The organism is Methylobacterium terricola, assembly GCF_006151805.1.
GTDB lineage: Bacteria > Pseudomonadota > Alphaproteobacteria > Rhizobiales > Beijerinckiaceae > Methylobacterium > Methylobacterium terricola.
Map to the genome: position 1 here is coordinate 78,299 of NZ_VDDA01000019.1, position 21,857 is coordinate 100,155.

The following is a 21,857-nucleotide window of genomic DNA, read 5'->3' on the forward strand; positions in this document are numbered from 1 at the left end:
TGAAAACCAACAGATTCTGAGATTGCAATGGCTTAGCCACCGCATGGCGCGCCCTACGGGACTCGAACCCGTGTTTTCGCCGTGAAAGGGCGACGTCCTAGACCGCTAGACGAAGGGCGCTCAAGCGGGGCGAGGGGAGCTATAGTGGGGTTCTGCCGGGAGGGCAACCGGATTGATGGGCTTGACGGGACACGAGGGCTCGGTCTTGTCGGCGCTTGGTGGAGCCTCGAACGCGGGCGGGACGACGAAATGACGACGAGGCAGGGGCCGCGCGCGGGTGGGCCGGGCAAATTCGGCCAAGGCAAGTTCGGATACGGCAAGCCCGGGCAGGGCAGGCCCTCGCACGGCAAGGTCGGGCAGGGCAGGAGCGGCGCGGGACGGTCCGGCGGCGAGGCGGGGGGCGACGGCGACGGGCCGGCGGTGCTGTATGGCTGGCACCCGGTCTCGGAGGCGTTGCGCAACCCGAACCGGGAGTTGCGGCGGCTGCTCGCCACCGAGAACGCGGCGCTCCGGCTCGCCGAGGAGGTGGGCGAGCTGCGCATCTCGCCTGAGATCGTCAAGCCCGGCGCCATCACCGGGCTGCTCGGGCCGGACGCGGTGCATCAGGGGCTCTACCTCGAGGCGGAGCCGCTGGCGGGCCCGGCCTTCGACACGCTGCCGGACGACGCGGTGCTGCTCGCCCTCGACCAGATCACCGATCCGCACAATGTCGGCGCCATCGTGCGCACCGCGGCGGCGTTCGGCGTCACCGCCATCGTCACCACGGCGCGGCACTCGCCGACGGTCACCGGCGTGCTGGCGAAATCCGCCTCGGGCGGGCTCGAGCACGTGCCGTTCGTGGTGGTGCGCAACCTCGCCGAGGCCCTGATCGAGCTCGGCGAGCGCGGCTTCACCCGGGTCGGGCTCGATTCGGAGGCGCCCGAGACCCTCGACGCGGTCGGGCCGCGGGCGCCGCTGGTGGTGGTGCTCGGAGCCGAGGGCAAGGGTCTGCGCCAGCGCACTCGCGAATGCTGCGACGTGATGGCCCGCATCCCGTTCCGCGGCGCGATCCAGAGCCTCAACGTCTCGAACGCCGCCGCGATCACCCTGTATGCCCTGATGCCCCGCGCCTGAAGGCGGCAGACGCGGGCGCGGCGGGTCAGCGCCAGAACGGGCGCACGTCGATCAGCGCCTCGTGCGCCGTGGCGGCCTCGGCCAGCAGATGCCCGGTGCGGGCCTCGGTGTCGGCGGTGGCGAGACCCGCGGCGAAGACCGCGCCCTCCGGCGCTCCCCTGGCGAGCTCGGCCGCCAGGGTGTGGGCGGTGGCGATGTCGTTGAGGTCGCCGAGATGGTCCTGCAGGTCGGCGAGCGCCGCGACGAAGACCTTGTGGCGCTTGGCGGCCTTCTTGCCGTCATAGAGCGCGGCAAAGAACTCGGCGCCGTAGCGCAGCTTCTTGGCGGCGATCCGGACCTGGTGGCGCGCCTCGGGGTCGAGATCGGCGAGGTGGCGGCCGCGCTTCTTCACCTGGCGGCGGCGGCGCTCCAGCTCCTCGGTGGCGAAGGCCCGGGCCGGGCCGTCGCGGCGGGCGGCATGCGGGTTGTCGGGGCCGAGCCAGGGGCCGGCCTCGATCCAGGCGACGAGGTCGAGGAGGTGCTGGCGCCACTCCCGGCCCTCCAGCACCGCCCGCACGACGGTGTGGGCCGCCTCGCGCTCGGTCTCGAGATGGCGCTCCAGGATCAGGAGGCCGGTCTCGTCCGGACGCCGCTCGCGCTCGCGCGGCAGGGTCTTGCCGAGATAGACGTCGAGGTTGCGGGCGTGGCCGAAGGGCTCGCTCAGGCGCTTCAGCTCGGCCTTGATCCCCGGCATGCGCCGGTCCTCGATCACCGCGCCGAACAGCGAGAAGGCCGAGCGCAGGCGGCGCAGCGACACCCGCAGCTGGTGCAGGGCCTCGACGTCGCGGCGCGCCAGCAGCACGGTCTCGTTGAGGCGCATCTGGCGCAGGCAGGCATAGGCCACGGCCTGGAACGCCTTCGCCGCGCTCATCTCCGGGTCGAGGGCCACCGGCGCGGCCTTCACGGCGCGGCCGAGGCGGCCCTCGACCAGGGCCTCGCCGCGCTCGGACTTGCTCAGGACGCCGAGGCGCAGGGGCACGTCGGCGGCGAGCGACCGGGCGAGGGCGAACAAGGCCGCGGGCGCGCCGCCGGTCAGCTCCAGCTCGATCTCGCTGACCGGCGAGACGCGGTCGTCCGGCCCCCAGACCCGGCCGCGGTCGAGGGCCACCTCGATGCGGCTGCCGCCCGGCCCCGTATCGGCGAGGCGGCGCGTGCTGCGGGTCACCGTCGCGGTGTAGAGGGGCGCGAGGTCCTTCGTGCCGTCGAGGAGCTTGGCGACGGGAGTGCCGGCGAAGGCGGCCGGCTCCGGCTCCGGCCCGGCGACGTCCACCTCCCATTCCGGCCGGTCGAACAGGCCGGCGGCGGCCGGCCCTTGCGCCTTCACGGTCTGGATGTGGCGCTCGCCGTTCCGGCGCACCCGCAGGGTGTAGCCGGCCTCGCGCAGGCGGCCGTCCGGCGTGTCGTAATAGACCGAGGTCAGCTCGGACTCGGTCCAGTCTCCGGCGAGCAGCGGATGCTCCCGCAGGCGTGCGAGGTCGGAGGCCTCGACATCCAGCTTCAGCTCGGTCTCGCGCGGTTCGCTCATCACGGTGGTCCTGGTCTCCCGTTCGGCCCGCACGGCGGCGGCGCCGATCGGGAATCATGGACGAGGCGAAAAAGTTTCGCAAAGGCCGCCCATGGGCGCGCGGATTCCGGGGCGACCTCCCGTCGGGAAGGTCTCGCGGGGCGGGGGCCGCGTCAGCGCCCGCGCAGATGGGCGATGAGCCTGTCCGCCCCGGCCTCCGGCGCACCGTCATTGATCACCACGAGGTCGGCGGTCACCGCGGCCGAGCGGGCGAGGCGCGCGCCGAGATCGCCGTCCTCGCGCCGGCCGCGGGCGGCGAGGCGGACGGCCAGCACCTCGGGCGGCGCCGTGACCTCGACCACGGTGACGGCGGGCAGGCGCCGGCGCGCCTCGGCCACCACCCGGCGCGAGACGTTGCAGACGACGACGTGCCCGTCCCGGGCGAGCGCGGCACTCGTCTCCGGCAGCGCGTAGCCGAGATTGTGGGCGCGCCAGGACAGGGCGAAGCGCCCCTCCGCCTCGCCCCGCGAAAAGTCCTCCTCGCCGATCGGCTCGTTGTCCTCGTGGGCCGAGGGCGGCCGGGTGACGAGGCGGCGCGGGAAGACGTAGCGGGGATCCCCCGCCAGGGCGTCGCGGGCGAGCCGCAGGAGGGTGTCCTTGCCGGCCCCGCTCGGGCCGACGACCAGGACGAAGCCGCCGGCGCCCATCAGACGACCCGCCGGCCCTGGCGCCAGACCTGGCGCACCACCGGCACGCCCTCGGCGAGGCGCACCCGCACGAGGTCGGCGCGGAGACCCGGGGCCAGCGCGCCGCGATCGTCGAGGCCGGTCGCGCGAGCCGGGTTGGCGGTGACGGTGGCGATCGCGTCGGGCAGGGTGATGGACGCGACGCGCTCGGGCAGACTGAGCGCCGCCATCAGCAGGCTCGCCGGGACGTAGTCCGAGGAGAGCACGTCGAGCAGGCCTTCGCGGGCCAGCGCCTCCGCGGCGACGTTGCCGGAATGCGAGCCGCCGCGGATCAGGTTGGGTGCCCCCATCATCACGGTGATGCCGGCCGCGTGCGCCGCCTGCGCGGCCTCGGGCGTCGTCGGGAACTCGGCCAGCCGCACGCCCTCGTCCCTCGCCATGTCGACGTCGGCGAGGGTGGTGTCGTCGTGGCTGGCGAGCGCGATGCCGTGCTCCTGCGCCAGCGCCACCAGGGCCGGCCGGTTGACCGCGTTGAAGGCCTGTCCGTCGCGGATCTTCAGGGCGGTGTTGGCTTGGATCTCGGCGATCGAGCGGCCGCCGCGGGTGGCGTAGGTGTAGTACTTCTCGATGTCGCGGAACTGGCGCTGGCCCGGGGTGTGGTCCATCAGCGAGATCAGCCCGACGGGGTAGCGCGCGAGGAAGTCCCGCACCGTGTCCATCAGGTCGGCGGAGGGGATCTCGCAGCGCAGGTGCGTCCGGTGCTCGGCGCGGAACAGGTCGGCGCCCTTGGCGGTCTCGATCGCGCCGGCGAGCTGCATCAGCTCGGGGCCGAGCCCGCTGCCGTCCGGGTCGCTGCCGGCGCGCAGGGAATCGAACACCGTGGTGATGCCGGACGCCGCGATCTGCGCGTCGTAGGCGAGCACGGCGCCGAGGGGATGCCAGCGCACCTTGGGACGGGGCGCGTAGTGGCTCTCGAGATGGTCGGTGTGCAGCTCGACGAGGCCCGGGATCAGGTGGTCGCCGCCGAGGTCGAGGCCGCGCTCCGGGGCGCGGCCCTCCCCGATCTCGGCGATGCAGCCGTCGACCATGGCGAGCCAGCCGCGCTGCACCCGGTCGGGCAGCACCAGGGTGGCGTTGTCGAGGATCCGGTCTTGCATGGAGGTCCCCTGCTATGCCGCGCGCGTCTGCGCGAAAGCCGTGACGTCGACCACCCGGGTCGCCACCGCCTCACGCACGTCGGTGTCGTGGAAAATGCCCAGCAACGCCGCCCCGGCGGCCTGGCGGGCGCGGATCAGCTCGACCACCACGGCGCGGTTCCGCGCGTCGAGGGAGGCGGTCGGCTCGTCGAGGAGCAGGATCGGCCGCTCGGCGATCAGCCCGCGGGCGATGTTGACCCGCTGCTGCTCGCCGCCGGAGAAGGTCGCGGGCGGCAGGTCCCACAGGCGCTCGGGCAGGTTGAGGCGCGACAGGAGCTCCTCGGCCCGGGCGAGCGCGTCGTCCGGCGCCATGCCGCCCTCGCGGCCGGCGGCGGCCACGACCTCGCGGGCGCCGACCCGCGGGATCACCCGGAGGAACTGCGACACGTAGGAGATGGTGCGGCGGCGCAGGGACAGGACCGCGCGGGGCGACGCCGCGGCGACATCGGTCACCGTCTCAGCCTCGCGCACCAGGATCCGTCCGTGGTCGCAGCGGTAATTGCCGTAGGCCATCTTGAGGAGCGAGGACTTGCCGGCTCCCGACGGCCCGCCGAGCACCACGCATTCGCCGGGATACACGGCGAGATCGGCGCCGCCCATCACCGGCAGCTGCACGCCGCCGCGCAGATGCAGGGTGAAGGTCTTGGCGACGTCGCGGAATTCGAGAGCCGGATACTCTTGGGCGGGCATCATGCGGCGAGCACCGAGGAGACGAGGAGCTGGGTGTAGGGCTCGGCCGGATCGTCGAGCACCTGGTCGGTGAGCCCGGTCTCGATCACCCGGCCGGCGCGCATCACCATCACCCGGTGCGACAGCAGGCGGGCCACCGCGAGGTCGTGGGTGACGATGACGACCGCGAGGCCGAGCTCGGCGACGAGGCCGCGGATCAGGTCGAGGAGGCGGGCCTGGACCGAGACGTCGAGGCCCGAGGTCGGCTCGTCCATCAGCACGAGGCGCGGACGGGTGACGAGGTTGCGGGCGATCTGGAGCCGCTGGCGCATGCCGCCGGAGAAGCGCGTCGGCGGGTCGTCGATCCGGTCGGCGGCGATCTCGACCTTGGCGAGCCAGTCCAGCGCCGTGCCGCGGATGTTGCCGTAATGGCGGGCGCCGGCCCCCATCAGCCGCTCGCCGACATTGCCGCCGGCCGAGACCGCCATGCGCAGGCCCTTGGCCGCGTCCTGGCGCACGAAGCCCCAGTCGGTGCGCATCAGGGCCCGGCGCTCGGCCTCGCTCAAGTGGCTGAGGTCGCGCACCACGCCGTCGCGCATCCGGTACGAGACGCTGCCGGACTCAGGAGCCAGCTCGGTGGCGATGAGCGACAGCAGCGTCGACTTGCCGGAGCCCGATTCGCCGACGATCGCCAGCACCTCGCCGGGATCGAGATCGAAGGAGACGTCGGCGCACGCCGTGCGGGCGCCGTAATGCTTGGCCAGGCCGCGGGCCTGGAGCAGGGGGGCGCTCATGCCGCCGTCTCCTCGTCGCGGATGAAGGGGGGATCCAGGCGGAAGCTGTAGCCGTAGCGCTCGAAGCCGAGGCTCTCGTAGAAGCGGTGCGCGGGCTTGGCGTCGACGTTGGAGGACAGGGCGAGCTTGTAGCATCCCTTCTCGTGGGCCATCCGGCCGGCCTCCCGCATCATCCGCCGGCCGAGGCCGGTGCCGCGCTGATCGGACGCCACCACCACGCTCTCGACGAGGGCGGAGGGGGTGCCCCAATGGGCGACGTTGTCGAGGATCACGAGGCAGAAGGTGCCGACGATCCGGCCCTCGACCTCGGCCACGTAGAGCCCGTAATCGGGATAGGCGTCGAGGCGGGCGAGCAGCGCCTCGGCCTGGGGCAGGGTCGCGACCCGGCCGCCGTTCAGCTCGGCGTACAGGCCGAGCACCGCCGGCAGGTCGGGCGTGCGGGCGCGGCGGACGGTCAGGTCGGACATCGGCGTCTCGGACAAGGATCGTTCGGAATTCATCGGTTCAGGCATGCGCCACCGTCTCCGCGACGCCGCCGGTCCCGACATGGCCATCGGCCCGGCGCTCCTCGCAATGGTCGGTGTCCGAGCAGACGAACATCCGCCCGCCGGCATCGTCGAGCAGCACCTCGTCGAGATAGACGCCCTCCGCGCCGCAGAGCGCGCAGGGACGGTCGAAGGTCTGGACCCGGAACGGATGGTCCTCGAAGTCGAGGCTCTTCACCCGGGTGTGGGGCGGCACGGCGTAGATCCGCTTCTCGCGGCCGGCGCCGAAGAGCTGGAGCGCCGGGCAGTCGTCCATCTTCGGGTTGTCGAATTTCGGCGTCGGCGACGGGTCCATGACGTAGCGGCCCGCCACCTCGACCGGGTAGGCGTAGGTGGTGGCGATGTGGCCGTGACGGGCGATGTCCTCGTAGAGCTTGACGTGCATCAGCCCGTACTCCGCCAGCGCGTGGAGCTGGCGCGTCTCGGTCTCGCGCGGCTCGAGGTAGCGCAGCGGCTCGGGGATCGGCACCTGGTAGACCAGGACCTGGCCCTCGTGCAGCGGCGCCTCCGGGATGCGGTGGCGGGTCTGGATCACGGTCGCCTCGCGGGTGCGCGTGGTAACCGCGACGTCGGCCGTGCGGGCGAAGAAGGCGCGGATCGAGACCGCGTTGGTGGTGTCGTCGGAGCCCTGGTCGATGACCTTGAGCACGTCGTCCTTCCCCAGGATCGCCGCGGTGACCTGGACGCCGCCGGTGCCCCAGCCATAGGGCATCGGCATCTCGCGGGAGGCGAAGGGCACCTGGTAGCCGGGGATCGCGATCGCCTTGAGGATCGCCCGGCGGATCATCCGCTTGGTGCCCTCGTCGAGATAGGCGAAGTTGTAGCCGGTGTCAGGTTGGGCGGCGCTCATTCGGCGGCCTCCTTCATCTCGGCCGCGGTCCCGGCCTTGGGCGCCGCATGCCGGGCGGCGTGCTCGGCGCGCAGGCGCCGCACCAGCTCCAGCTCGGCCTGGAAATCGACGTAGTGGGGCAGCTTCAGGTGCTCGACGAAGCCGGTGGCCTGGAGCGCGTCGCAATGGGCGAGCACGAATTCCTGGTCCTGCGCCGGGGCGCCGACCGGCTCGCCCAGCTCCTCGGCCCGCAAGGCGCGGTCGACGAGGGCCATCGCCATCGCCTTGCGCTCGCTCTGGCCGAAGGCGAGGCCGTAGCCGCGGGTGAACTGGGGCGGCACCTCGGCGGTGCCGTGGAACTGGTTGACCATCTGGCACTCGGTGAGGTCGATCTCGCCCAGCGGCACCGCGAAGCCCAGCTCCTCCGGCACGAACTCGACCGCCACCGTCCCGACCCGGATCTCGCCGACGAAGGGGTGGGTGCGGCCGTAGCCGCGCTGCGTCGAGTAGCCCAAAGCCAGCACGAAGCCCTCGTCGCCGCGGGCGAGCGCCTGGAGACGGAGCGCCCGGTCGGCCGGGAAGTCGAGCGGCTCGCGGGTGAGATCGCCGGGCGGTGACCCGTCGTCGGCGGCGGAGGGCTCGATCAAGCCGTCCCGGCCGAGGAGATCGGTGACCCGCGGCGCATGGGCGGCATCCGCCAGCGGCTCGGATTCGGCCGCCACCGGCGCCTCGCCCTCGGCGGCGAGGGCGAAGTCGATGAGGCGGTGGGTGTAGTCGAAGGTGGGCCCGAGCACCTGGCCGCCAGGCAGGTCCTTGTAGGTGGCGGAGATGCGCCGGCGGAGGCTCATGGCGCCGGTCTCGACCGGCTCCGAGGCGCCGAAGCGGGGCAGGGTGGTGCGGTAGGCCCGCACCAGGAACACCGCCTCGATCAGGTCGCCGCGCGCCTGCTTCAGCGCGAGCGCGGCGAGGTCGGGATCGTACAGCGAGCCCTCGGTCATCACCCGGTCGACGAGCAAGGCCATCTGCTCGCGGATCTGCGCCACCGACAATTCGGGCACGCTGGAATCGCCCCGGCGGGCCTCGGCCAGCAGCCGGTGCGCATTGGCGATGGCGGCCTCGCCGCCCTTCACGGCCACGTACATGGCGCTAGCCTCCGGTGACGCGGGTCGAGCGCGGCAGGGCCGCGAGGCGGCCAGCCGCCGCGAGGATCAGGTCGACCCCCTGCGGAAAGCCGGCATGGTTGCGGCCGAGGCGTTCGACCATGTCCGCCGGCACGGGCGCGGCGGCGAGGCGGGCGCCGCCGCGGATGCCCGGGCCGTCGAGGCGCCAGCCCTCACCGCAGGAGAGATCGGAGACCGCGAGCACCAGGGTGGTGGAGCGGTCGGGATAAGCCGGCGTCCCTTGGGCGAAGGTGCCGAATTCCGGGCAGGCCGCGGGGTCCGAGACCAGCGCGAAGGCGGCCTCGGACGGCGTGCCGGTGAGGCGGGCGCCGGTATGGAAACGCAGGAACTCCGCCACCGCCGGGTGCTGCCGAAGCGGCTCGTCGAGCCAGAGCGGCGCGTCGGCATCCGCGAGCGCCAGGGCGATGGCGGCGAGTTCGGCGGTCAGGGGCGACGGAGGCTCGAGGCCTGTCGCGAGCCCCTGGATCGTGCCGGGGCGCGCCAGGGCATCCATCACGGCGCGGAAAACGCCTTGGGAATCGTGGACCGGGTCGGTGAAGCCGCGGGCGAGCATCAATCCTCTCCTCGGGCCATGGTGAAGAAATTCACCCGCGTCGCCGCGATCCGGCGGGCCTCGGCGGCGCGCTCCTCCGCCCGGCGGGCGGCGACGGGGGCGAGCGCCACCTCGACCGCCGCGCGGCGCCCTCGCACCTGCCACAGGGCGTCGAGGGTGGCGGCGAGCCGGGCCTTCGCCCGGTCGCGGCCGAGATGGTAGGCAAAGCCGGTCTCGCCGCCGCTCAGGCGCACCGCCGCCCGGGTCACCGTCGCCTCGCCGAGGTTGAACGGCCGTCCGTCGCCGCCGATGCGGCCGCGGGTCATCACCAGGCCGGTCTCCGGCGGGCGCAGGTCCTCGGGATCTTCGGCCGCGCCGAGCTGAAGCAGCGCCCGGCGCAGCTCCTCGGGGTGAGCCTCGCCGCACAACGCCATCACGGCGCGGCGGGCCGTGAGGTCGGGCGCTTCGGGCCGGCGGGCGGCCGGGTTAGGATCGGGCATCGCGGGGTCCGCTGGCATCTCGGTTATCTAATGGTATAGACAACCGACGATCCCGGAGCAAATGAAGTTTGGATGACGGTATGGATGCGGGCGGCGACGGCACGGTGACGGTTCTGGCGCGGGGCGAGGGCCTGGCGGCCTGGCGCCAGATCGCGGACGGCGTGGCCGCCGACATCGAGGCCGGGCGCCTGGGGGCGGGCGCGCAGTTGCCGACGGAAGCGGCGCTGGCGGCGCGGTTCGGGGTCAACCGTCATACCGTGCGCCGGGCGCTGGCGGCGCTCGCCGAGCGCGGCCTGGTGCGGGCGACCCAGGGGCGCGGCACCTTCGTCGAGACGCCCCGGCTCGCCTACCCGATCGGCCGGCGCACCCGGTTCTCGGAGATCGTCAGCAAGGCGGGCCGCGAGGCCTGGGGCGACCTCATCGGCACAGAGACCGTACAGGCCGATCCGGCCACCGCGGAAGCCCTGGAAATCGCACCCGGCGCGTCCATCCTGGCGCTGCAGACGGTCCACCGCGCCGACGGCACGCCGCTCTCGACCGCCCGCACCTGCCTGCCGCTGCCGCGCTTCGCGGGCTTCGACCGGGCCTACGCGACCCTCGGCTCGCTCACCCGCGCCTTTGCCGAGTACGGCATCGCCGACTATACGCGCCGGTCGACCCGCATCCACGCCCGTCCGGCCGCCGCCGACGAGGCCGCCCGCCTCGACCTCGCCCCGGGCCGTGTGCTCATCGTGCTCACCAGCGTCAACGTCGATGCGGCAGGCGTGCCGATCCAGGCGACCCGCAGCCTGTTCGCGGCGGATCGGGTGGAGCTGGTGGTGGAGGGATAGGAGGTCCGTTCACGCCCCCTCCGGCGAGCGGACATCGCCCGATCGGAGCGGGGGCTGCGGGGTGCCGGTGCCGTGCTCAGCCCCGCCGGATCGGCGCGCCGCTGCCGGCCTCCGCGGTCGCCGCGCCGCCCTCGGCGATCACCCGGCCGCGGCACAGGACCGTCTCGGGCCAGCCGGTCACGGTGCGGCCGACATAGGGGGTGAAGCCGGTGCGGTCCTCCACCATGGCGTCGGCGAGGGTGACGCGCCGGTCCGGGGCGCGCCCGATCGCGGCGATTTGGCCGTCGCGGACCCCAAGATCGGCGGAGAAGACGTCGCTCGCGGTCGCGACGGTGCCGCCGCGGATCACGGTGTCGAAGGCGGGCTCACTCAGACGAACGCTCCTCGTCCGAAACTTGCTAGGCTGAAGGTCTGACACACCAGGAGGTCACCATGCAGACGACCGATCGGGCTTGCGAGCGCCGCATCCTCGTCATCAACCCGAACTCGAACGAGACCGTCACCCGCGGCCTCGACGGGGCGCTGGCGCTGCTCGCGCGGGCCGGCATCGCCATCGACTGCATGACCCTCGCCGAGGGACCGTTCGGCATCCAGTCGCAGGCCGATGTCGAGCAGGTGGCCCTGCCGCTGCGCGATCTGGTGCGGCGCGAGGCGGCGGACGCCTATGTCATCGCCTGCTACTCCGATCCCGGCCTGCATGTCTGCCGCGAGGCGACCGACCGGCCAGTGCTCGGCATCGCCGAGTGCGGGGTGCTGACGGCGCTGGCGCGCGCCGACCGGTTCGGCGTCATCGCGGTGGCGAGCCGCTCGATCCCGCGCCACCTGCGGGCGCTGCGCCAGATGGGCGTGGCCGAGCGCCTCGCCGGCGAGCGGGCGCTCGAGATGACGGTGGCCGAGACGGCGAGCGGCACGGACACGCTTGCGCGGATGATCGCCGTCGGCCGCGACCTGCGCGACCGCGACGGAGCCGGCGCCCTCGTGATGGGCTGCGCCGGCATGGCAATTCACCGCCGCGGCCTCGAGCAGGAGCTCGGCATCCCGGTCATCGACCCGACCCAGGCCGCGGTCGCGATGGCGATCGGCATCGTGGCGGTCGGCTGATACCATTTCCAGCCCGCGACCGCGGAGCCTCGCTCCACACGCTTGAGCGAACCCGGCATCCGCCTTGCGCCGCAACCGATCGGAATTCGTGCGACCTCAGTCGGGCAGCACCGCGCCGGTCTGGGCAGTGATGCGGCCGTAATGCTCGGGGCGGCGGTGGCGGGCGAAGTCGAAGATCGTCTCCTTGCCGAACCGGGTCTCGTCGAGGTCGCAGGCGGCGACGATCACCCCGTCGGCCTCGCCCGGGAGTTCCGCCACGATCTTCCCGTTCGGATCGCAGATCAGGGTGCCGCCCATCAGCGGGTGGCCGTCCTCACTCCCGGCCTTGGCCACCGCCACGACCCAGGTGGCATTCTGGTAGGCGCCGGCCTGGACCGAGAGGCGATGGTGGAACAGGCGGTCCTCCAGGCCTTCGCTCCCGCGCTGGCCGTTGACCGACGGCGTGTTGAAGCCGAGCACCACCATCTCGACGCCCTGCAGCCCCATCACCCGGTAGGTCTCGGGCCAGCGCCGGTCGTTGCAGATGCACATGCCGAGAATGCCGCCCATCGTCCGCCAGACCGGGAAGCCGAGATCGCCCGGCTCGAAATAGCGCTTCTCCAGGTGCTGGTGCGAGCGCTCGGTGTCGAACTCGACGTGGCCGGGCAGGTGGACCTTGCGGTACTTGCCCACGATGGTGCCGTCGCGGTCGACCAGGATCGAGGTGTTGAAGTGCCGGCCTTCCGGGGTCAGCTCGGCATAGCCGAACGACATCGCCATGCCGTGCTCGCGGGCCCGGGCGAAGAGCGGGGCGGTGGCCGGCCCCGGCATCTCGCGCTCGAACCAGTGATCCGCCTCGGCCCGGTCCTCGTGGTACCAGCGCGGGAAGAAGGTGGTGAGCGCCAGTTCCGGATAGACGATCAGGTCGGCGTCCTGGCGTTTCGCCTCGTCCATCAGGGCGATCATCCGGGCGACGACGCTGTCGCGGTCCTCGGCCTGTTGGATCGGCCCGAGCTGGGCGGCGGCGGTGCGGATCACGCGCATGAAAAGTCCTCAGGTACTGGAACGAGTTGACGGAATGGCGCGGGCTCGCCCGCAGGCAGCCCTGCCCCCGCGGGACGAGGAGGAACGCGCACGACCGGGGTTGGAAGGCTCACGCCGCCGGCTCCGCCGCGAGCCCCCGCGGCTGCCCCGGCCGGAAATGCGGGATCGCCGCCAGCAATTCCCGCGTGTAGGCGGTGCGCGGCGCCCGGAAGAGGTCGCGGCTGACGCCCTCCTCGACCACCCGCCCGCCCTGGAGCACCAGGGTGCGCTCGCACATCATCCGCACGACGTTGAGGTCGTGGCTCACGAACAGGAAGGCGAGGCCGTCCTGGCGGCGCAGGTCGTCGAGGAGCCGGAGCACCCCGGCCTGGACCGAGACGTCGAGGGCCGCCGTCGGCTCGTCGAGGACGAGGAGCCGCGGCTTCACGGCGATCGCCCGGGCGATGCCGATGCGGGCCTTCTGGCCGCCGGAGAGCTGGTGCGGGAAACGGTCGAGGAGGGCGGGCGGCAGGCCGGCCCGCTCGGCGCTCTCGATCACCCGCAACCGCAAGCTCTCGCCCCGCAGCGGCGTCAGGCGCTTCAGCGGATGGGCGATGCAGTCGAAGGCGGAGAAGCGCGGGTTGAGGCTGTCGGTCGGGTCCTGGAACACGATCTGGATCGCGCGCCGATGGGGCGAGCGGTGGAAGTCGCGGGCCGGGATCGTGCCGATCGCCTCGCCGTCGAACAGGATCTGCCCGGCACTCGCATCGAGGAGCCGGCAGATCATCCGCGAGGTGGTGCTCTTGCCTGATCCCGACTCCCCGACGAGCCCGAGGCTCTCACCCTCGCGCAAGCTGAACGACACGTCCTCGACCGCCATGGCGCCGCCGAAGACCTTGCTCACGGCCTGCACCTCGAGGAGCGGCGGGGTGCCGGGGGCGGGGGTCGGCCGCGGCCGGGCCGGCGGACGGGGGCCCTCCGGCACGAGGTCGGCCAGCGTCGAGGTCGGGGTCGGCGAGGCGGCGACGAGCCGCTTGGTGTAGGGGTGGCGGGGACTGGCGAACAGCGCGCCGGGATCGCCCTCCTCGACGAGGCGGCCCTGCTCCATCACGGCGATGCGATCGCAATACTGGGCCGCCAAGCCGAGATCGTGGGTGATCAGGATCATCGCCATGCCGCGCTCGGCGGTGAGCCGGGCGACGAGGTCCATCACGGTCTTCTGGGTCGTCACGTCGAGGCCGGTGGTCGGCTCGTCGGCGATCAGCAAAGCCGGGCGGCAGGCCAAGGCCAGGGCGATCATCACCCGCTGGCACATCCCGCCCGAGAGCTCGTGCGGATAGGCGTCGAGGCGCCGGGCGGCGTCGCGGATGCGCACCGCCTCCAGGCTCTCCAGCGCCCGCTCGCGGCTTTGCGCCTTCGACAGGCCGCCCACCGCCAGCACGTCGGCGAGCTGGCGGCCGATGGTGCGGATCGGGTTCAGGGCCGCCCGCGGGTTCTGGAAGATCATCCCGATCGCCTGGCCGTGCGCCGCCCGCAGGTCCGCCGCCGAGAGCCGGGTCACGTTCTGGCCGCGGAAGCGCACCTGGCCGCCGGTGATGCGCCCGGCCCGGTCGAGAAGGCGCGCCGCCGCGAAGGCGGTGACGGACTTGCCCGAGCCGGATTCGCCGACGAGGCCGAGACTCTCGCCCGGCGCGACCGCCAGGGAGACGCCGCGCAGGGCCTCGACCGGGCCGCGACGGGTCGCGAAGCTGACCCGCAGGTCCTCGATCGACAGCAAGGGGGAGGGCTGCATCAGGTCCGCATCCGGGGATCGAGGATGTCGCGCAGGCCGTCGCCGAGCAGGTTGAAGCAGAGCACTGCCAGCATCAGGGCGAGGCCCGGGAAGGCGACGAGCCACCACTTGCCGGTGGTGATGAAGCGGGCCCCTTCCGCGACGAGGATGCCCCATTCCGGCGTCGGCGGGCGCACGCCGAGCCCGATGAAGGAGAGGCCCGCGGCGTTGAGGATCGCCCAGCCGAGGTTGAGCGAGATCTGCACCGCCATGGCGGGGAGCACGTTCGGCAGGAGGAAGCGGAGCACCACCGCGAGGTGGCCCTCGCCCCCGGCCCGCGCCGCCTCGACATAGCCGGCCTCGCGCCGCACGTTCACCTCGGCCCGGGCGAAGCGGATGTAGAACGGCAGGTTGATGATGGCGGTGGCGATGACGATGTTCTCGACCCGGTTGCCGAGGGCCGCGACGAGCGCCATCGCCAGCACGAAGAGCGGGAAGGCCATCAGCACGTCGACGAGGCGCCCGACCACCCGGTCGAGCCGCCCCCCGGCATAGCCGCTCACCCCTCCGATCACCGCGCCGAGCGCGAAGGACAGGCTCACCGCCGAGAGCGCGATGGCGAGGTCGAGCCGCGTCGCCGCGATGATGCGGCTGAGCACGTCGCGGCCGAGCTGGTCGGTGCCGGCCCAGTGCGCCGCGCTCGGCGGCTGGAGCGCCACCGAGACGTCGGAGGCGATGGGATCGTACGGCGTGAGCCAGGGGCTGAAGAGCGCGACGAGGCAGAGCAGCGCGCTGCCTGCCGCCGCGACCGCGGTGAGCGGGTTCTCGCGGAGCACCCAGGCGGCGTGCCGCAGGGTGCTGGGCGGCGGGGCGAGGGTCGGGGACACGGCGTTCATCGGATCACTCGATCGAGACGCGCGGGTCGGCGAGGCCGTACAGCACGTCGACCGTGAGGTTCACGACGACGAACAGGCTCGCCATCAGCAGCACGAAGCCCTGGACCGGGGCGTAATCCGAGGCGAGCAGCGCATCGAGGGCGTAGGAGGCGACGCCCGGCCAGGAGAACACCTTCTCGACCAGCACGTTGGCCCCGAGCATGGTGGAGAAGACGATGCCCGCGATGGTCAGGACAGGCAGGATCGCGTTGCGGAGCGCATAGGTGACGATCACCCGCCGGCGCGGCAGGCCGAGCGAGCGGGCGGTGCGGATGAAGTCGCTGCCGAGCACGCTCAGCATCGCCGCCCGGGTGATGCGGGCGAGCGGCGCCAGCACGAACAGCGCCATGGTGAGCGCCGGCAGCACCAATTGCCCGGCCGCGGCGCGCCAGCCCTCCCAGTCGCCGACGAGCAGGAAATCGATCAGCAGGAAGCCGGTGATGTCCGGCGGGCTCGCGGCGAACACGTCGACCCGGCCGGTCGGATCGGGGGCGATGCCCAGCAGGTAGTAGAACACGTAGATCAGCAGCAGGCCCGACACGAAGGTCGGCACGCAGACCCCGAGAGCGCACAGGAAGCGCACCGCATGGTCCACCACCGAGCCCGGCCGGAGCGCCGCCGCGATGCCGAGCGGGATCGCCAGCAGGAGCGCGATGGCGAGCGCCGTGAAGGTGAGTTCGAGGGAGGCCGGCAGGCGCTGGCGCAGATCGGTCAGCACCGGCTGGCCGGTCGTCATCGAGCGGCCGAGCTGGCCGCGGGCGACATCGCCGAGATAGCGCACCAGCTGCTCGGGCACCGGCTTGTCGAGGCCCATCTGGCGGCGGATCTCCTCGATCTCCGCCTTGCCGGCATTGGGTCCGGAGGCGAAGAACACCGCCGGATCGCCGGGCAGCACCCGCATCAGCAGGAAGGTGAAGACCAGGACGCCGAGGAGCGCCGGGAGCGACGACAGGAAACGCCGCCCGGTGCGCCGGGCGACGATACCGGCGGAGGCCATGAGCACTCCTTCCCTTGCTACTTCCTCGACAGGTCGCGGTAATCGACCTGGCGGTGGAACTGATAAGTATAGCCTTCGACCGATTGCGCCATCACGGCATCCTGGTTCGGCTGCCAGATCGGGATCTGCGGCATCAGGGCGAAGTTGCGCCGGTTCAGCGCCCGGACCTCGTCGTCGTACTTGGCCGGATCACGCTCGAACCGGGCCTTGGCGGCGAGCTCGTTGATCTCCGGATCGTCGATCGAGCTGTAGTTCCAGCGCTGGTTGCCGGTGTAGAAGTTGCGGTAGAAGTAATCGGGCGACGGCAGCCAGGCGACGATGCCCTCGGTGAAGAACGGCAGCTTCTTCTCGCTCACCTGCGTCGACATCTGGGCGTCGGGCAGCTTCTGGATCTCGACCTTGACGCCGATCTTCTCCAGCGATTCGCGGATCAACGCCGCCATCGGCTCGGCGGTGGCGGCCTGGCCGACATTGAAGCTGAAGGTGGTCGAGAATCCGTCCGGCAGCCCGGCCTTGGCGAGCAGAGCCTTGGCCCTCGGCAGATCGAGGGTCACCGGTTGCGCCACCGGGAAGGCGGCGGCCGGATCGCCCTCGCCCCAGGTCGCGCCGAACAGGGGCTTGCCGCGGCCGAACAGGGCGGCCTTGAACATCGCGTCGTAGGGCAGGGCGTAGGCGAGCGCCTGGCGCACCTCCGCCTTGTCGAAGGGCGGCATCTTCGTGTTGAAGGAGATCAGCGTCAGCGCGTTGAATTGCGGCGTGGCGATCACCTTCAGCTTGCCGCGCTCCTTCAGCGCCAGCGCGTCGTTGGCCTGGAGGTCGATGACGATGTCGGCATCGCCCTTCTCGACGAGGTTGGCGCGGGTCGCCGGGTCGGGGATGGTCTGGGCGATGACGCGCTTGAAGCCGGCCGGCTTGTCCGGCGCGGCGCCGGTCCAGTCGGCGTTGCGCTTCAGCACGACCTGCTCGCCGGGCTTGAACACGTCGACGCTGTAGGCGCCGCTGCCGACGGCGTGATCCTTGAGCCAGGCCTGCGCCCACGGGTCCTCGGGGGTCGCGTGCGCCTTGGCGACCTTGGAATTGATGATGATGGCGTAGACAGTGGCGAGGTTCGGCAGGGCCAGCCGGTCGGGCTTCGGCAGCGTCACCTTGAACGTGTGGGGATCGACCACCGTGAACTGGTCTGGGCTGGTCAACGATCCGGTGAGGAGCTGCGGCCCGGCGAGCGACTTCGCCGAGACGGCGCGGTCGAGCGACCACTTCACGTCGTCGGCCGTGACCGGGGTGCCGTCCTGGAACTTGGCGTCCTTGCGCAGGAAGAAGGTGAGGGTCAGGCCGTCGGGGCTGACCTCGTAGCGCTCGGCGAGCTCGCCGCGGATCGCGTCGAGGTCGAACACCCAGTTGTCGCCGAGCTTCTTGCGGCCGAAACTGACGAGGCGGTCATAGGTCGAGAGGCTGATCGCGAAGGCCTCGCGCGTCGTGCCCGGCATGGTCGGGTCGAGGGTGTTGACCGCCGCGCCCGTGACGTAGCGCAGGGTCTCGGCCCGGCTCTGGGCGTGGGCCGGCGCCGCCACGACGAGGGCGGTGAGGAACGCCGCCGCGAGGCCACCCATCCGCATGCTGGTCTTCGTCACGCCCGTCCCTTCCTGCATCCCTGGTTCCGGCCGGCCGTCTTGCAAGGGCCGTTCCAGCACGGGTCACCCGAGACCGGGGATCGTTCCGGGAACAGGCGCTCCCGAGGCATCGCGTCAGCGCAGCACCGCCTGCTTCACGTCGTAGGCGCGGAAATCGGCCCAGTGCCGGTCGAGGTCGGCGACGAACAGCCCCCGGGTGAGGCCCGAGACGAGGCGCGGCACGGCGGTGGTCATCGCGTTGATCGACGAGCCGGAGGGGCCGTGGCTCACCGTGGAGGCGATGCCGAACAGGTGGATGTCCCGGATCCACGGCGTCAGGCCGGGCTCGCGCTCGGTGAAGGCGTAATCGTCGCCGAGATACGGATAGGCGGCGAGGCGGTCGTCGCGCGCCTCGGGCGGCGGGGCGTAGCGGTCGCCCCAGGTGGCGATGTTGTGGGCAAACGCTAACAATTCGGGCCGCGCGGCGTAATCGACGGCGATGCCGGTGGCGGCGATGACGCGATCGGCGGCGACCGCACCCTTCGGCGTGTCGAGGCGAACTGCGCCGTCCTCCATCCGCGCCGCGGTGACGGGGGAGCCGGGCCGGAAATGGAAGTTCGGATGCCGGGCGCAGCGGTCCCAGGTCGGCTGCGGGAAGCCTTCGCGCAAGCCCATCACCGCGCTCATGAAGCGCCAGCGCCAGGCATCGTCGAGGTCGCCGAGATGGCGCAGGAAGCCCGCGAAGGTGAGCCAGCGGTAGGGCTGCACCACCTGCGCCTCCGCGCGCCGGCACAGCAGATGGACCTCGGCGGCGCCGGCCTCGAGCGCCGTCGCGGCGTTGTCGAAGGCCGAGGCGCCGGCGCCGATCACCGCGACGCGCTTGCCCTCGAGCCCCGCGAAGTCGATCGCGTCGTCGGTGCGGGCGACACGGCCTGCCGGCAGGTCGGCCAGCACCTCGGGGATCGCCCAGCGCCCGGCTCCCTCCTGGCCGGTGGCGAGCACCACCTTGCGGGCGTGGCGCACGCGGCCCCGGGCATCCGTCACGGCGATGAGCCCCTCCGCCGGCGCGATCCCGGTCACGGTGACGCCGTTCTCGACCGGCACGCCCGTCGCCACCCGCACGAAGGCCAGGTAGGCGGCCCAGTCCTCGCGAGGGATGAGATCGAGCGCCTCCCAGGCGTCCGCGCCGTAACGGGCCTCGTGCCAGGATTGATAGGTCAGCGCCGGCAGGCCGAGATCGGGCCCGGTGAAGTCCTTCGGGCTGCGCAGGGTGCGCATCCGGGCGTAGGTGAGCCAGGGGCCCTCCAGGCCCTCCGGCGCCCGGTCGAGCACCAGGACATTGGTCACCTGCGCCCGCATCAGCCCGAACGCGATGGCGAGGCCGGACTGGCCGGCCCCGACCACGATGACGTCGTGGGCCGGCTCGCCGTCCGGGCCTTTGCGCGGCGTGAGCCAGGGCGCGCGGGGATGCGCGGTGCGGGCGATCTCGTCGCGGATGCGGACGAGCAGGGCGTCGAGGGACATGCGGTTCCTTCAGGCCGAGAGCCAGCCGCCCTCGACCGGCAGGGCAGCGCCGGTGGTGAAGGAGGCGGCCGGGCTCGCGAGGTACAGGATGGCGCGGGCGACCTCCTCCGGCTGCCCGAGGCGCTTCATCGCGTGCCGCGCCTCCGAGGCGGCGCGGGCGGCATCGGGGTCGGCGGCGCGCCGGAAGCTGCGGGCGAGCAGCGGCGTCTCGATCGCGCCCGGCACCACGGCATTGACCCGGATGCCGTCAGCGGCGAAGTCGAGCGCCATGGTCCGGGTGAGGCTGAGCACCGCACCCTTGGCGGCGATGTAGGCGCTGTTGCCGCGCCCGCCGGCGAGCGCCAGCTGCGAGGCGACCGTGACGATCGCCCCGCCGCCCCGCGCCCGCATCAGGGGCACCGCTTGCCCCGCCCACAGCCAGGTCCCGCCGACATGGGCGCGGAACACCGCATCCCAATCCTCCGGCGCGGTGGTCTCGACGGTGCCGCCGACGGAGAAGCCCGCCGCCGTCACCAGCACGTCGAGGCCGCCGAAGGCGTCGACGATCGCCGCCGTGTCGACCGCGACCGCGTCGGGATCGCCGACATCCGAGGCGCGGGCGAGGCCGCCGATCTCATGGGCCACGGCCTCGGCGGCCGTCCGGTCGCGGTCGATCACCGCCACCCGAGCGCCGGCCTCGGCGAACAGCCGCGCCGTCGCGGCGCCGATGCCGGAGCCGCCGCCGGTCACCACCGCGACCTTGCCGTCGAGCCTCATGTCGCACTCTCCTTCAACCGGGATTGCCAAGCCAGGAACGCGTCCGCGGAGGCCGCGCAGCCATGGGCCGCCTCCCAGCCGAGCTCGTCGCGCAGCCGTGCGGTGGCGAGCGGCGGCCGGTCGCGCTCGCCGTGCAGCGCGATCGTCGGGGTCTCTCCGGGTTCGGCGAGGCGGCAGACGGCGCCGGGCTTCCCCCGCGCCAGCCGCTCGCCCCAGGCGAGGACCGGCCAGACCGCCGGGCTCGACACGTTGTAGAGCCTGTGCTCCAGCCGCGGCGCCGCGATGAGCCGGGCCACGGCCTCGGCGGCGTCGGGGGCGTAGAGCCAGTCGCGCCGGCCGGGCCGCGGCAGCAGGGCCGGGGCCCCGGCCGCCAGGGCGGCCCAGATCTGCGCCTGCGGGCTCAGGGTGTCGCGCAAACCCGTGTCGCGCTCGAACGGACCGAACACCGCGCTCAGGCGCACGCTGACCCCGTCGAGGCCCCAGGGGCCGCAGAGCCGCGCCAGCACCGCCTCCGAGGCGAACTTCGTGACGGCGTAGAGGCTCTCCGGCCGTGTCGCCAGATCCTCGGACAGGACAGCCGCATCCGCCGCGCCGTAGGCCGCCGCCGAGGATAGGTTCACCACCCGGCGCACCCCGGCCCGGCGGCAGGCGTCGAGGATCGGCACCATCGCCGTCAGGTTGACGGCGAGGATCGAACCCGGATCGGCCGCCTCGCGGGCGGCATCCGCCGTTACCGCGGCGGCGATCACCACGGCGTCGGTGCCGGGCCGGATCACGGATGCGAGGCAGGCCGGATCGGTGACGTCGCCGAGGACGAGGGAGCCCGGCGGGGCGGCCAGCGCCCGCAGGAGCGGCGGCGGGGGCGGCGCCCGGTCGAGGAGCCGCACGCTCCGGCCGCGATCGACGAGGGCGCGGGCGAGGTTCAGCCCGACGAAGCCGGCCCCGCCCAGGATCACGATGCTCATGCGGACGGCCGCGGCCAGCCGGCCGGCGAGGGGGCGGGCGGTTCGTCGCGGATGGGGAATGCCGGCACGCGTGGCCCTTCGATGATGTCCTGTCCCGGCCATGCACGAAGCGGGCCGGCGCCCGGGCGAGGATCGGCCGCGGTCCCCGCCGCACAACTTCTGCGTTACTGACGACGATGGGCTCCGGGCCGGCGGAGGGGGCCAAACCGGGAAACGAATCCTGCGGCCCGCACAGCATCACGGGCCGCCGCGACCGACCCGGCGCCGGGCTCGGCTCGCACCGGATTCCCGCGGGCCTGATCCGGAATCCGGCCGGGATCGGGGTGTCCCCTGCGACGGACGCGCACGTTTCGGGAAGAATCGGGGAGGGGCGCACCGTTCCGCCCGGGCAGCCGTCCGTCCGCACAGGGTCGGCCGCCCCGCCGTCCAGGTGTCATGAAACCATCATCCACCCGGGACAAAGGGGTTCTCCGGGCGGCCGGCGTGACACATGCGCGTCCCGGAGAGGTGCCGCGACTTCGCCGCCCCGGGCCGCTCCAGGCTGGTCACGAACGGTCGAAATCTCGTGTACGTTGTAGACCGGGAGCGGAACGCGGCGTGGGTTCGCGCCGGCACGGCGCGCCTCGGAATGGGGGAGAGCGGGACATGGTGCAGAACACGGCCGCACAGGCCGGCCCCGGTCAGGCCGAGCTGCCCGCCGCCCGGCCCGATTCCGGCCTCGGGGCGCTGGCCCTCGTCGCCTCCTTCCACCAGATCCCCTGCGAGCCCGCCCAGGTCC

General features: G+C 72.9%; 22 protein-coding genes and 1 tRNA gene. 3 read left to right on the plus strand and 20 right to left on the minus strand.

What is annotated here, in order from left to right:
* Nucleotides 1–44: 44 nt before the first annotated feature.
* Nucleotides 45–120: transfer RNA gene (locus FF100_RS27730), tRNA-Glu, on the minus strand.
* 129 nt (nt 121–249) lie between these two features.
* Between FF100_RS27730 and rlmB the strand changes: the two genes are divergently transcribed.
* Entirely contained in the window at nt 250–1,113 is an 864-nt protein-coding gene (gene rlmB / locus FF100_RS27735; RefSeq protein ID WP_139038991.1) for a 23S rRNA (guanosine(2251)-2'-O)-methyltransferase RlmB, read from the plus strand.
* Nucleotides 1,114–1,138: 25 nt separating this feature from the next.
* On the opposite strand, the gene FF100_RS27740 is transcribed toward rlmB, so the two are convergent.
* From FF100_RS27740 to phnG, 10 genes are all read right to left on the minus strand, one after another.
* Nucleotides 1,139–2,677 (minus strand): CYTH and CHAD domain-containing protein, encoded by a 1,539-nt coding sequence (locus FF100_RS27740; RefSeq protein WP_139038992.1) that lies wholly within the window; start codon nt 2,675–2,677, stop codon nt 1,139–1,141.
* Between the two features lie 152 nt (nt 2,678–2,829).
* Entirely contained in the window at nt 2,830–3,363 is a 534-nt protein-coding gene (phnN, locus tag FF100_RS27745; protein ID WP_139038993.1) for a phosphonate metabolism protein/1,5-bisphosphokinase (PRPP-forming) PhnN, read from the minus strand.
* Nucleotides 3,363–4,499: an alpha-D-ribose 1-methylphosphonate 5-triphosphate diphosphatase gene (locus tag FF100_RS27750; RefSeq protein ID WP_139038994.1), complete on the minus strand. Its 1,137-nt coding sequence runs from the start codon at nt 4,497–4,499 to the stop codon at nt 3,363–3,365. Before FF100_RS27750 ends, phnN begins: the two co-directional genes overlap by 1 nt.
* Nucleotides 4,500–4,511: 12 nt before the next feature.
* Entirely contained in the window at nt 4,512–5,228 is a 717-nt protein-coding gene (phnL, locus tag FF100_RS27755; RefSeq protein ID WP_139039013.1) for a phosphonate C-P lyase system protein PhnL, read from the minus strand.
* Nucleotides 5,228–6,001, minus strand: a complete 774-nt coding sequence (phnK, locus tag FF100_RS27760) for a phosphonate C-P lyase system protein PhnK (RefSeq protein WP_139038995.1) — start codon at nt 5,999–6,001, stop codon at nt 5,228–5,230. The genes phnL and phnK overlap by 1 nt, the downstream gene beginning before the upstream one ends.
* The gene (locus tag FF100_RS27765; RefSeq protein WP_139038996.1) at nt 5,998–6,468 is read right to left on the minus strand and encodes a GNAT family N-acetyltransferase; all 471 of its coding nucleotides are present in this window, start codon (nt 6,466–6,468) and stop codon (nt 5,998–6,000) included. The genes phnK and FF100_RS27765 overlap by 4 nt, the downstream gene beginning before the upstream one ends.
* A 37-nt stretch (nt 6,469–6,505) precedes the next feature.
* The gene (locus tag FF100_RS27770) at nt 6,506–7,396 is read right to left on the minus strand and encodes an alpha-D-ribose 1-methylphosphonate 5-phosphate C-P-lyase PhnJ (protein ID WP_139038997.1); all 891 of its coding nucleotides are present in this window, start codon (nt 7,394–7,396) and stop codon (nt 6,506–6,508) included.
* Nucleotides 7,393–8,517, minus strand: coding sequence for a carbon-phosphorus lyase complex subunit (locus FF100_RS27775; RefSeq protein ID WP_139038998.1), 1,125 nt, complete (start codon nt 8,515–8,517; stop codon nt 7,393–7,395). Before FF100_RS27775 ends, FF100_RS27770 begins: the two co-directional genes overlap by 4 nt.
* A 4-nt stretch (nt 8,518–8,521) precedes the next feature.
* Complete coding sequence (gene phnH, locus FF100_RS27780; RefSeq protein ID WP_139038999.1) at nt 8,522–9,109, minus strand: phosphonate C-P lyase system protein PhnH; 588 nt, start codon at nt 9,107–9,109, stop codon at nt 8,522–8,524.
* Nucleotides 9,109–9,522 carry a phosphonate C-P lyase system protein PhnG gene (gene phnG, locus FF100_RS27785; RefSeq protein ID WP_139039014.1) on the minus strand — a complete coding sequence of 138 codons (414 nt, stop codon included), beginning with the start codon at nt 9,520–9,522 and terminating at the stop codon, nt 9,109–9,111. Before phnG ends, phnH begins: the two co-directional genes overlap by 1 nt.
* Nucleotides 9,523–9,668: 146 nt before the next feature.
* On the opposite strand from phnG, the gene phnF reads away from it, so the two are divergent.
* Nucleotides 9,669–10,418, plus strand: coding sequence for a phosphonate metabolism transcriptional regulator PhnF (gene phnF, locus FF100_RS27790; protein WP_139039015.1), 750 nt, complete (start codon nt 9,669–9,671; stop codon nt 10,416–10,418).
* 76 nt (nt 10,419–10,494) lie between these two features.
* Here phnF and FF100_RS27795 read toward each other — a convergent pair whose 3' ends face one another.
* Nucleotides 10,495–10,836 (minus strand): hypothetical protein, encoded by a 342-nt coding sequence (locus FF100_RS27795; RefSeq protein ID WP_139039000.1) that lies wholly within the window; start codon nt 10,834–10,836, stop codon nt 10,495–10,497.
* Nucleotides 10,837–10,850: 14 nt separating this feature from the next.
* On the opposite strand from FF100_RS27795, the gene FF100_RS27800 reads away from it, so the two are divergent.
* Nucleotides 10,851–11,519: an aspartate/glutamate racemase family protein gene (locus FF100_RS27800; protein ID WP_139039001.1), complete on the plus strand. Its 669-nt coding sequence runs from the start codon at nt 10,851–10,853 to the stop codon at nt 11,517–11,519.
* Nucleotides 11,520–11,615: 96 nt separating this feature from the next.
* Here the strand turns inward: FF100_RS27800 and FF100_RS27805 are convergent, their stop codons facing one another.
* From FF100_RS27805 to FF100_RS27840, 8 genes are all read right to left on the minus strand, one after another.
* Nucleotides 11,616–12,542, minus strand: a complete 927-nt coding sequence (locus tag FF100_RS27805) for an N-carbamoyl-D-amino-acid hydrolase (protein WP_139039002.1) — start codon at nt 12,540–12,542, stop codon at nt 11,616–11,618.
* A gap of 109 nt (nt 12,543–12,651) precedes the next feature.
* Complete coding sequence (nikE, locus tag FF100_RS27810; protein WP_139039003.1) at nt 12,652–14,313, minus strand: nickel ABC transporter ATP-binding protein NikE; 1,662 nt, start codon at nt 14,311–14,313, stop codon at nt 12,652–12,654.
* Complete coding sequence (locus FF100_RS27815) at nt 14,313–15,188, minus strand: ABC transporter permease (RefSeq protein WP_139039004.1); 876 nt, start codon at nt 15,186–15,188, stop codon at nt 14,313–14,315. Before FF100_RS27815 ends, nikE begins: the two co-directional genes overlap by 1 nt.
* Nucleotides 15,189–15,192: 4 nt before the next feature.
* Nucleotides 15,193–16,224, minus strand: a complete 1,032-nt coding sequence (locus FF100_RS27820; protein WP_139039005.1) for an ABC transporter permease — start codon at nt 16,222–16,224, stop codon at nt 15,193–15,195.
* Nucleotides 16,225–16,241: 17 nt separating this feature from the next.
* A complete protein-coding gene (locus FF100_RS27825; protein ID WP_139039016.1) occupies nt 16,242–17,840 on the minus strand; it encodes an ABC transporter substrate-binding protein in 1,599 nt (532 codons plus the stop codon).
* 129 nt (nt 17,841–17,969) lie between these two features.
* Nucleotides 17,970–19,358: an NAD(P)-binding domain-containing protein gene (locus FF100_RS27830; protein WP_139039006.1), complete on the minus strand. Its 1,389-nt coding sequence runs from the start codon at nt 19,356–19,358 to the stop codon at nt 17,970–17,972.
* Between the two features lie 9 nt (nt 19,359–19,367).
* Nucleotides 19,368–20,114: an SDR family oxidoreductase gene (locus FF100_RS27835; RefSeq protein WP_139039007.1), complete on the minus strand. Its 747-nt coding sequence runs from the start codon at nt 20,112–20,114 to the stop codon at nt 19,368–19,370.
* The gene (locus FF100_RS27840) at nt 20,111–21,079 is read right to left on the minus strand and encodes an NAD-dependent epimerase/dehydratase family protein (RefSeq protein WP_139039008.1); all 969 of its coding nucleotides are present in this window, start codon (nt 21,077–21,079) and stop codon (nt 20,111–20,113) included. The genes FF100_RS27835 and FF100_RS27840 overlap by 4 nt, the downstream gene beginning before the upstream one ends.
* Nucleotides 21,080–21,857 lie beyond the last annotated feature (778 nt).

Bases quoted from the DNA above. Each gene is read 5' to 3' on its own strand.
- FF100_RS27740 (WP_139038992.1), bottom strand. From the start codon at position 2,677: ATGAGCGAACCGCGCGAGACCGAGCTGAAGCTGGATGTCGAGGCCTCC.
- FF100_RS27765 (WP_139038996.1), bottom strand. From the start codon at position 6,468: ATGTCCGACCTGACCGTCCGCCGCGCCCGCACGCCCGACCTGCCGGCG.
- phnF (WP_139039015.1), top strand. From the start codon at position 9,669: ATGGATGCGGGCGGCGACGGCACGGTGACGGTTCTGGCGCGGGGCGAG.
- nikE (WP_139039003.1), bottom strand. From the start codon at position 14,313: ATGCAGCCCTCCCCCTTGCTGTCGATCGAGGACCTGCGGGTCAGCTTC.
- phnN (WP_139038993.1), bottom strand. From the start codon at position 3,363: ATGGGCGCCGGCGGCTTCGTCCTGGTCGTCGGCCCGAGCGGGGCCGGC.
- FF100_RS27750 (WP_139038994.1), bottom strand. From the start codon at position 4,499: ATGCAAGACCGGATCCTCGACAACGCCACCCTGGTGCTGCCCGACCGG.
- FF100_RS27825 (WP_139039016.1), bottom strand. From the start codon at position 17,840: ATGCGGATGGGTGGCCTCGCGGCGGCGTTCCTCACCGCCCTCGTCGTG.
- phnG (WP_139039014.1), bottom strand. From the start codon at position 9,522: ATGGCGTTGTGCGGCGAGGCTCACCCCGAGGAGCTGCGCCGGGCGCTG.
- FF100_RS27820 (WP_139039005.1), bottom strand. From the start codon at position 16,224: ATGGCCTCCGCCGGTATCGTCGCCCGGCGCACCGGGCGGCGTTTCCTG.
- phnL (WP_139039013.1), bottom strand. From the start codon at position 5,228: ATGCCCGCCCAAGAGTATCCGGCTCTCGAATTCCGCGACGTCGCCAAG.
- FF100_RS27775 (WP_139038998.1), bottom strand. From the start codon at position 8,517: ATGTACGTGGCCGTGAAGGGCGGCGAGGCCGCCATCGCCAATGCGCAC.
- FF100_RS27830 (WP_139039006.1), bottom strand. From the start codon at position 19,358: ATGTCCCTCGACGCCCTGCTCGTCCGCATCCGCGACGAGATCGCCCGC.
- FF100_RS27800 (WP_139039001.1), top strand. From the start codon at position 10,851: ATGCAGACGACCGATCGGGCTTGCGAGCGCCGCATCCTCGTCATCAAC.
- phnH (WP_139038999.1), bottom strand. From the start codon at position 9,109: ATGCTCGCCCGCGGCTTCACCGACCCGGTCCACGATTCCCAAGGCGTT.
- FF100_RS27805 (WP_139039002.1), bottom strand. From the start codon at position 12,542: ATGCGCGTGATCCGCACCGCCGCCGCCCAGCTCGGGCCGATCCAACAG.
- FF100_RS27840 (WP_139039008.1), bottom strand. From the start codon at position 21,079: ATGAGCATCGTGATCCTGGGCGGGGCCGGCTTCGTCGGGCTGAACCTC.
- FF100_RS27815 (WP_139039004.1), bottom strand. From the start codon at position 15,188: ATGAACGCCGTGTCCCCGACCCTCGCCCCGCCGCCCAGCACCCTGCGG.
- FF100_RS27770 (WP_139038997.1), bottom strand. From the start codon at position 7,396: ATGAGCGCCGCCCAACCTGACACCGGCTACAACTTCGCCTATCTCGAC.
- phnK (WP_139038995.1), bottom strand. From the start codon at position 6,001: ATGAGCGCCCCCCTGCTCCAGGCCCGCGGCCTGGCCAAGCATTACGGC.
- rlmB (WP_139038991.1), top strand. From the start codon at position 250: ATGACGACGAGGCAGGGGCCGCGCGCGGGTGGGCCGGGCAAATTCGGC.
- FF100_RS27835 (WP_139039007.1), bottom strand. From the start codon at position 20,114: ATGAGGCTCGACGGCAAGGTCGCGGTGGTGACCGGCGGCGGCTCCGGC.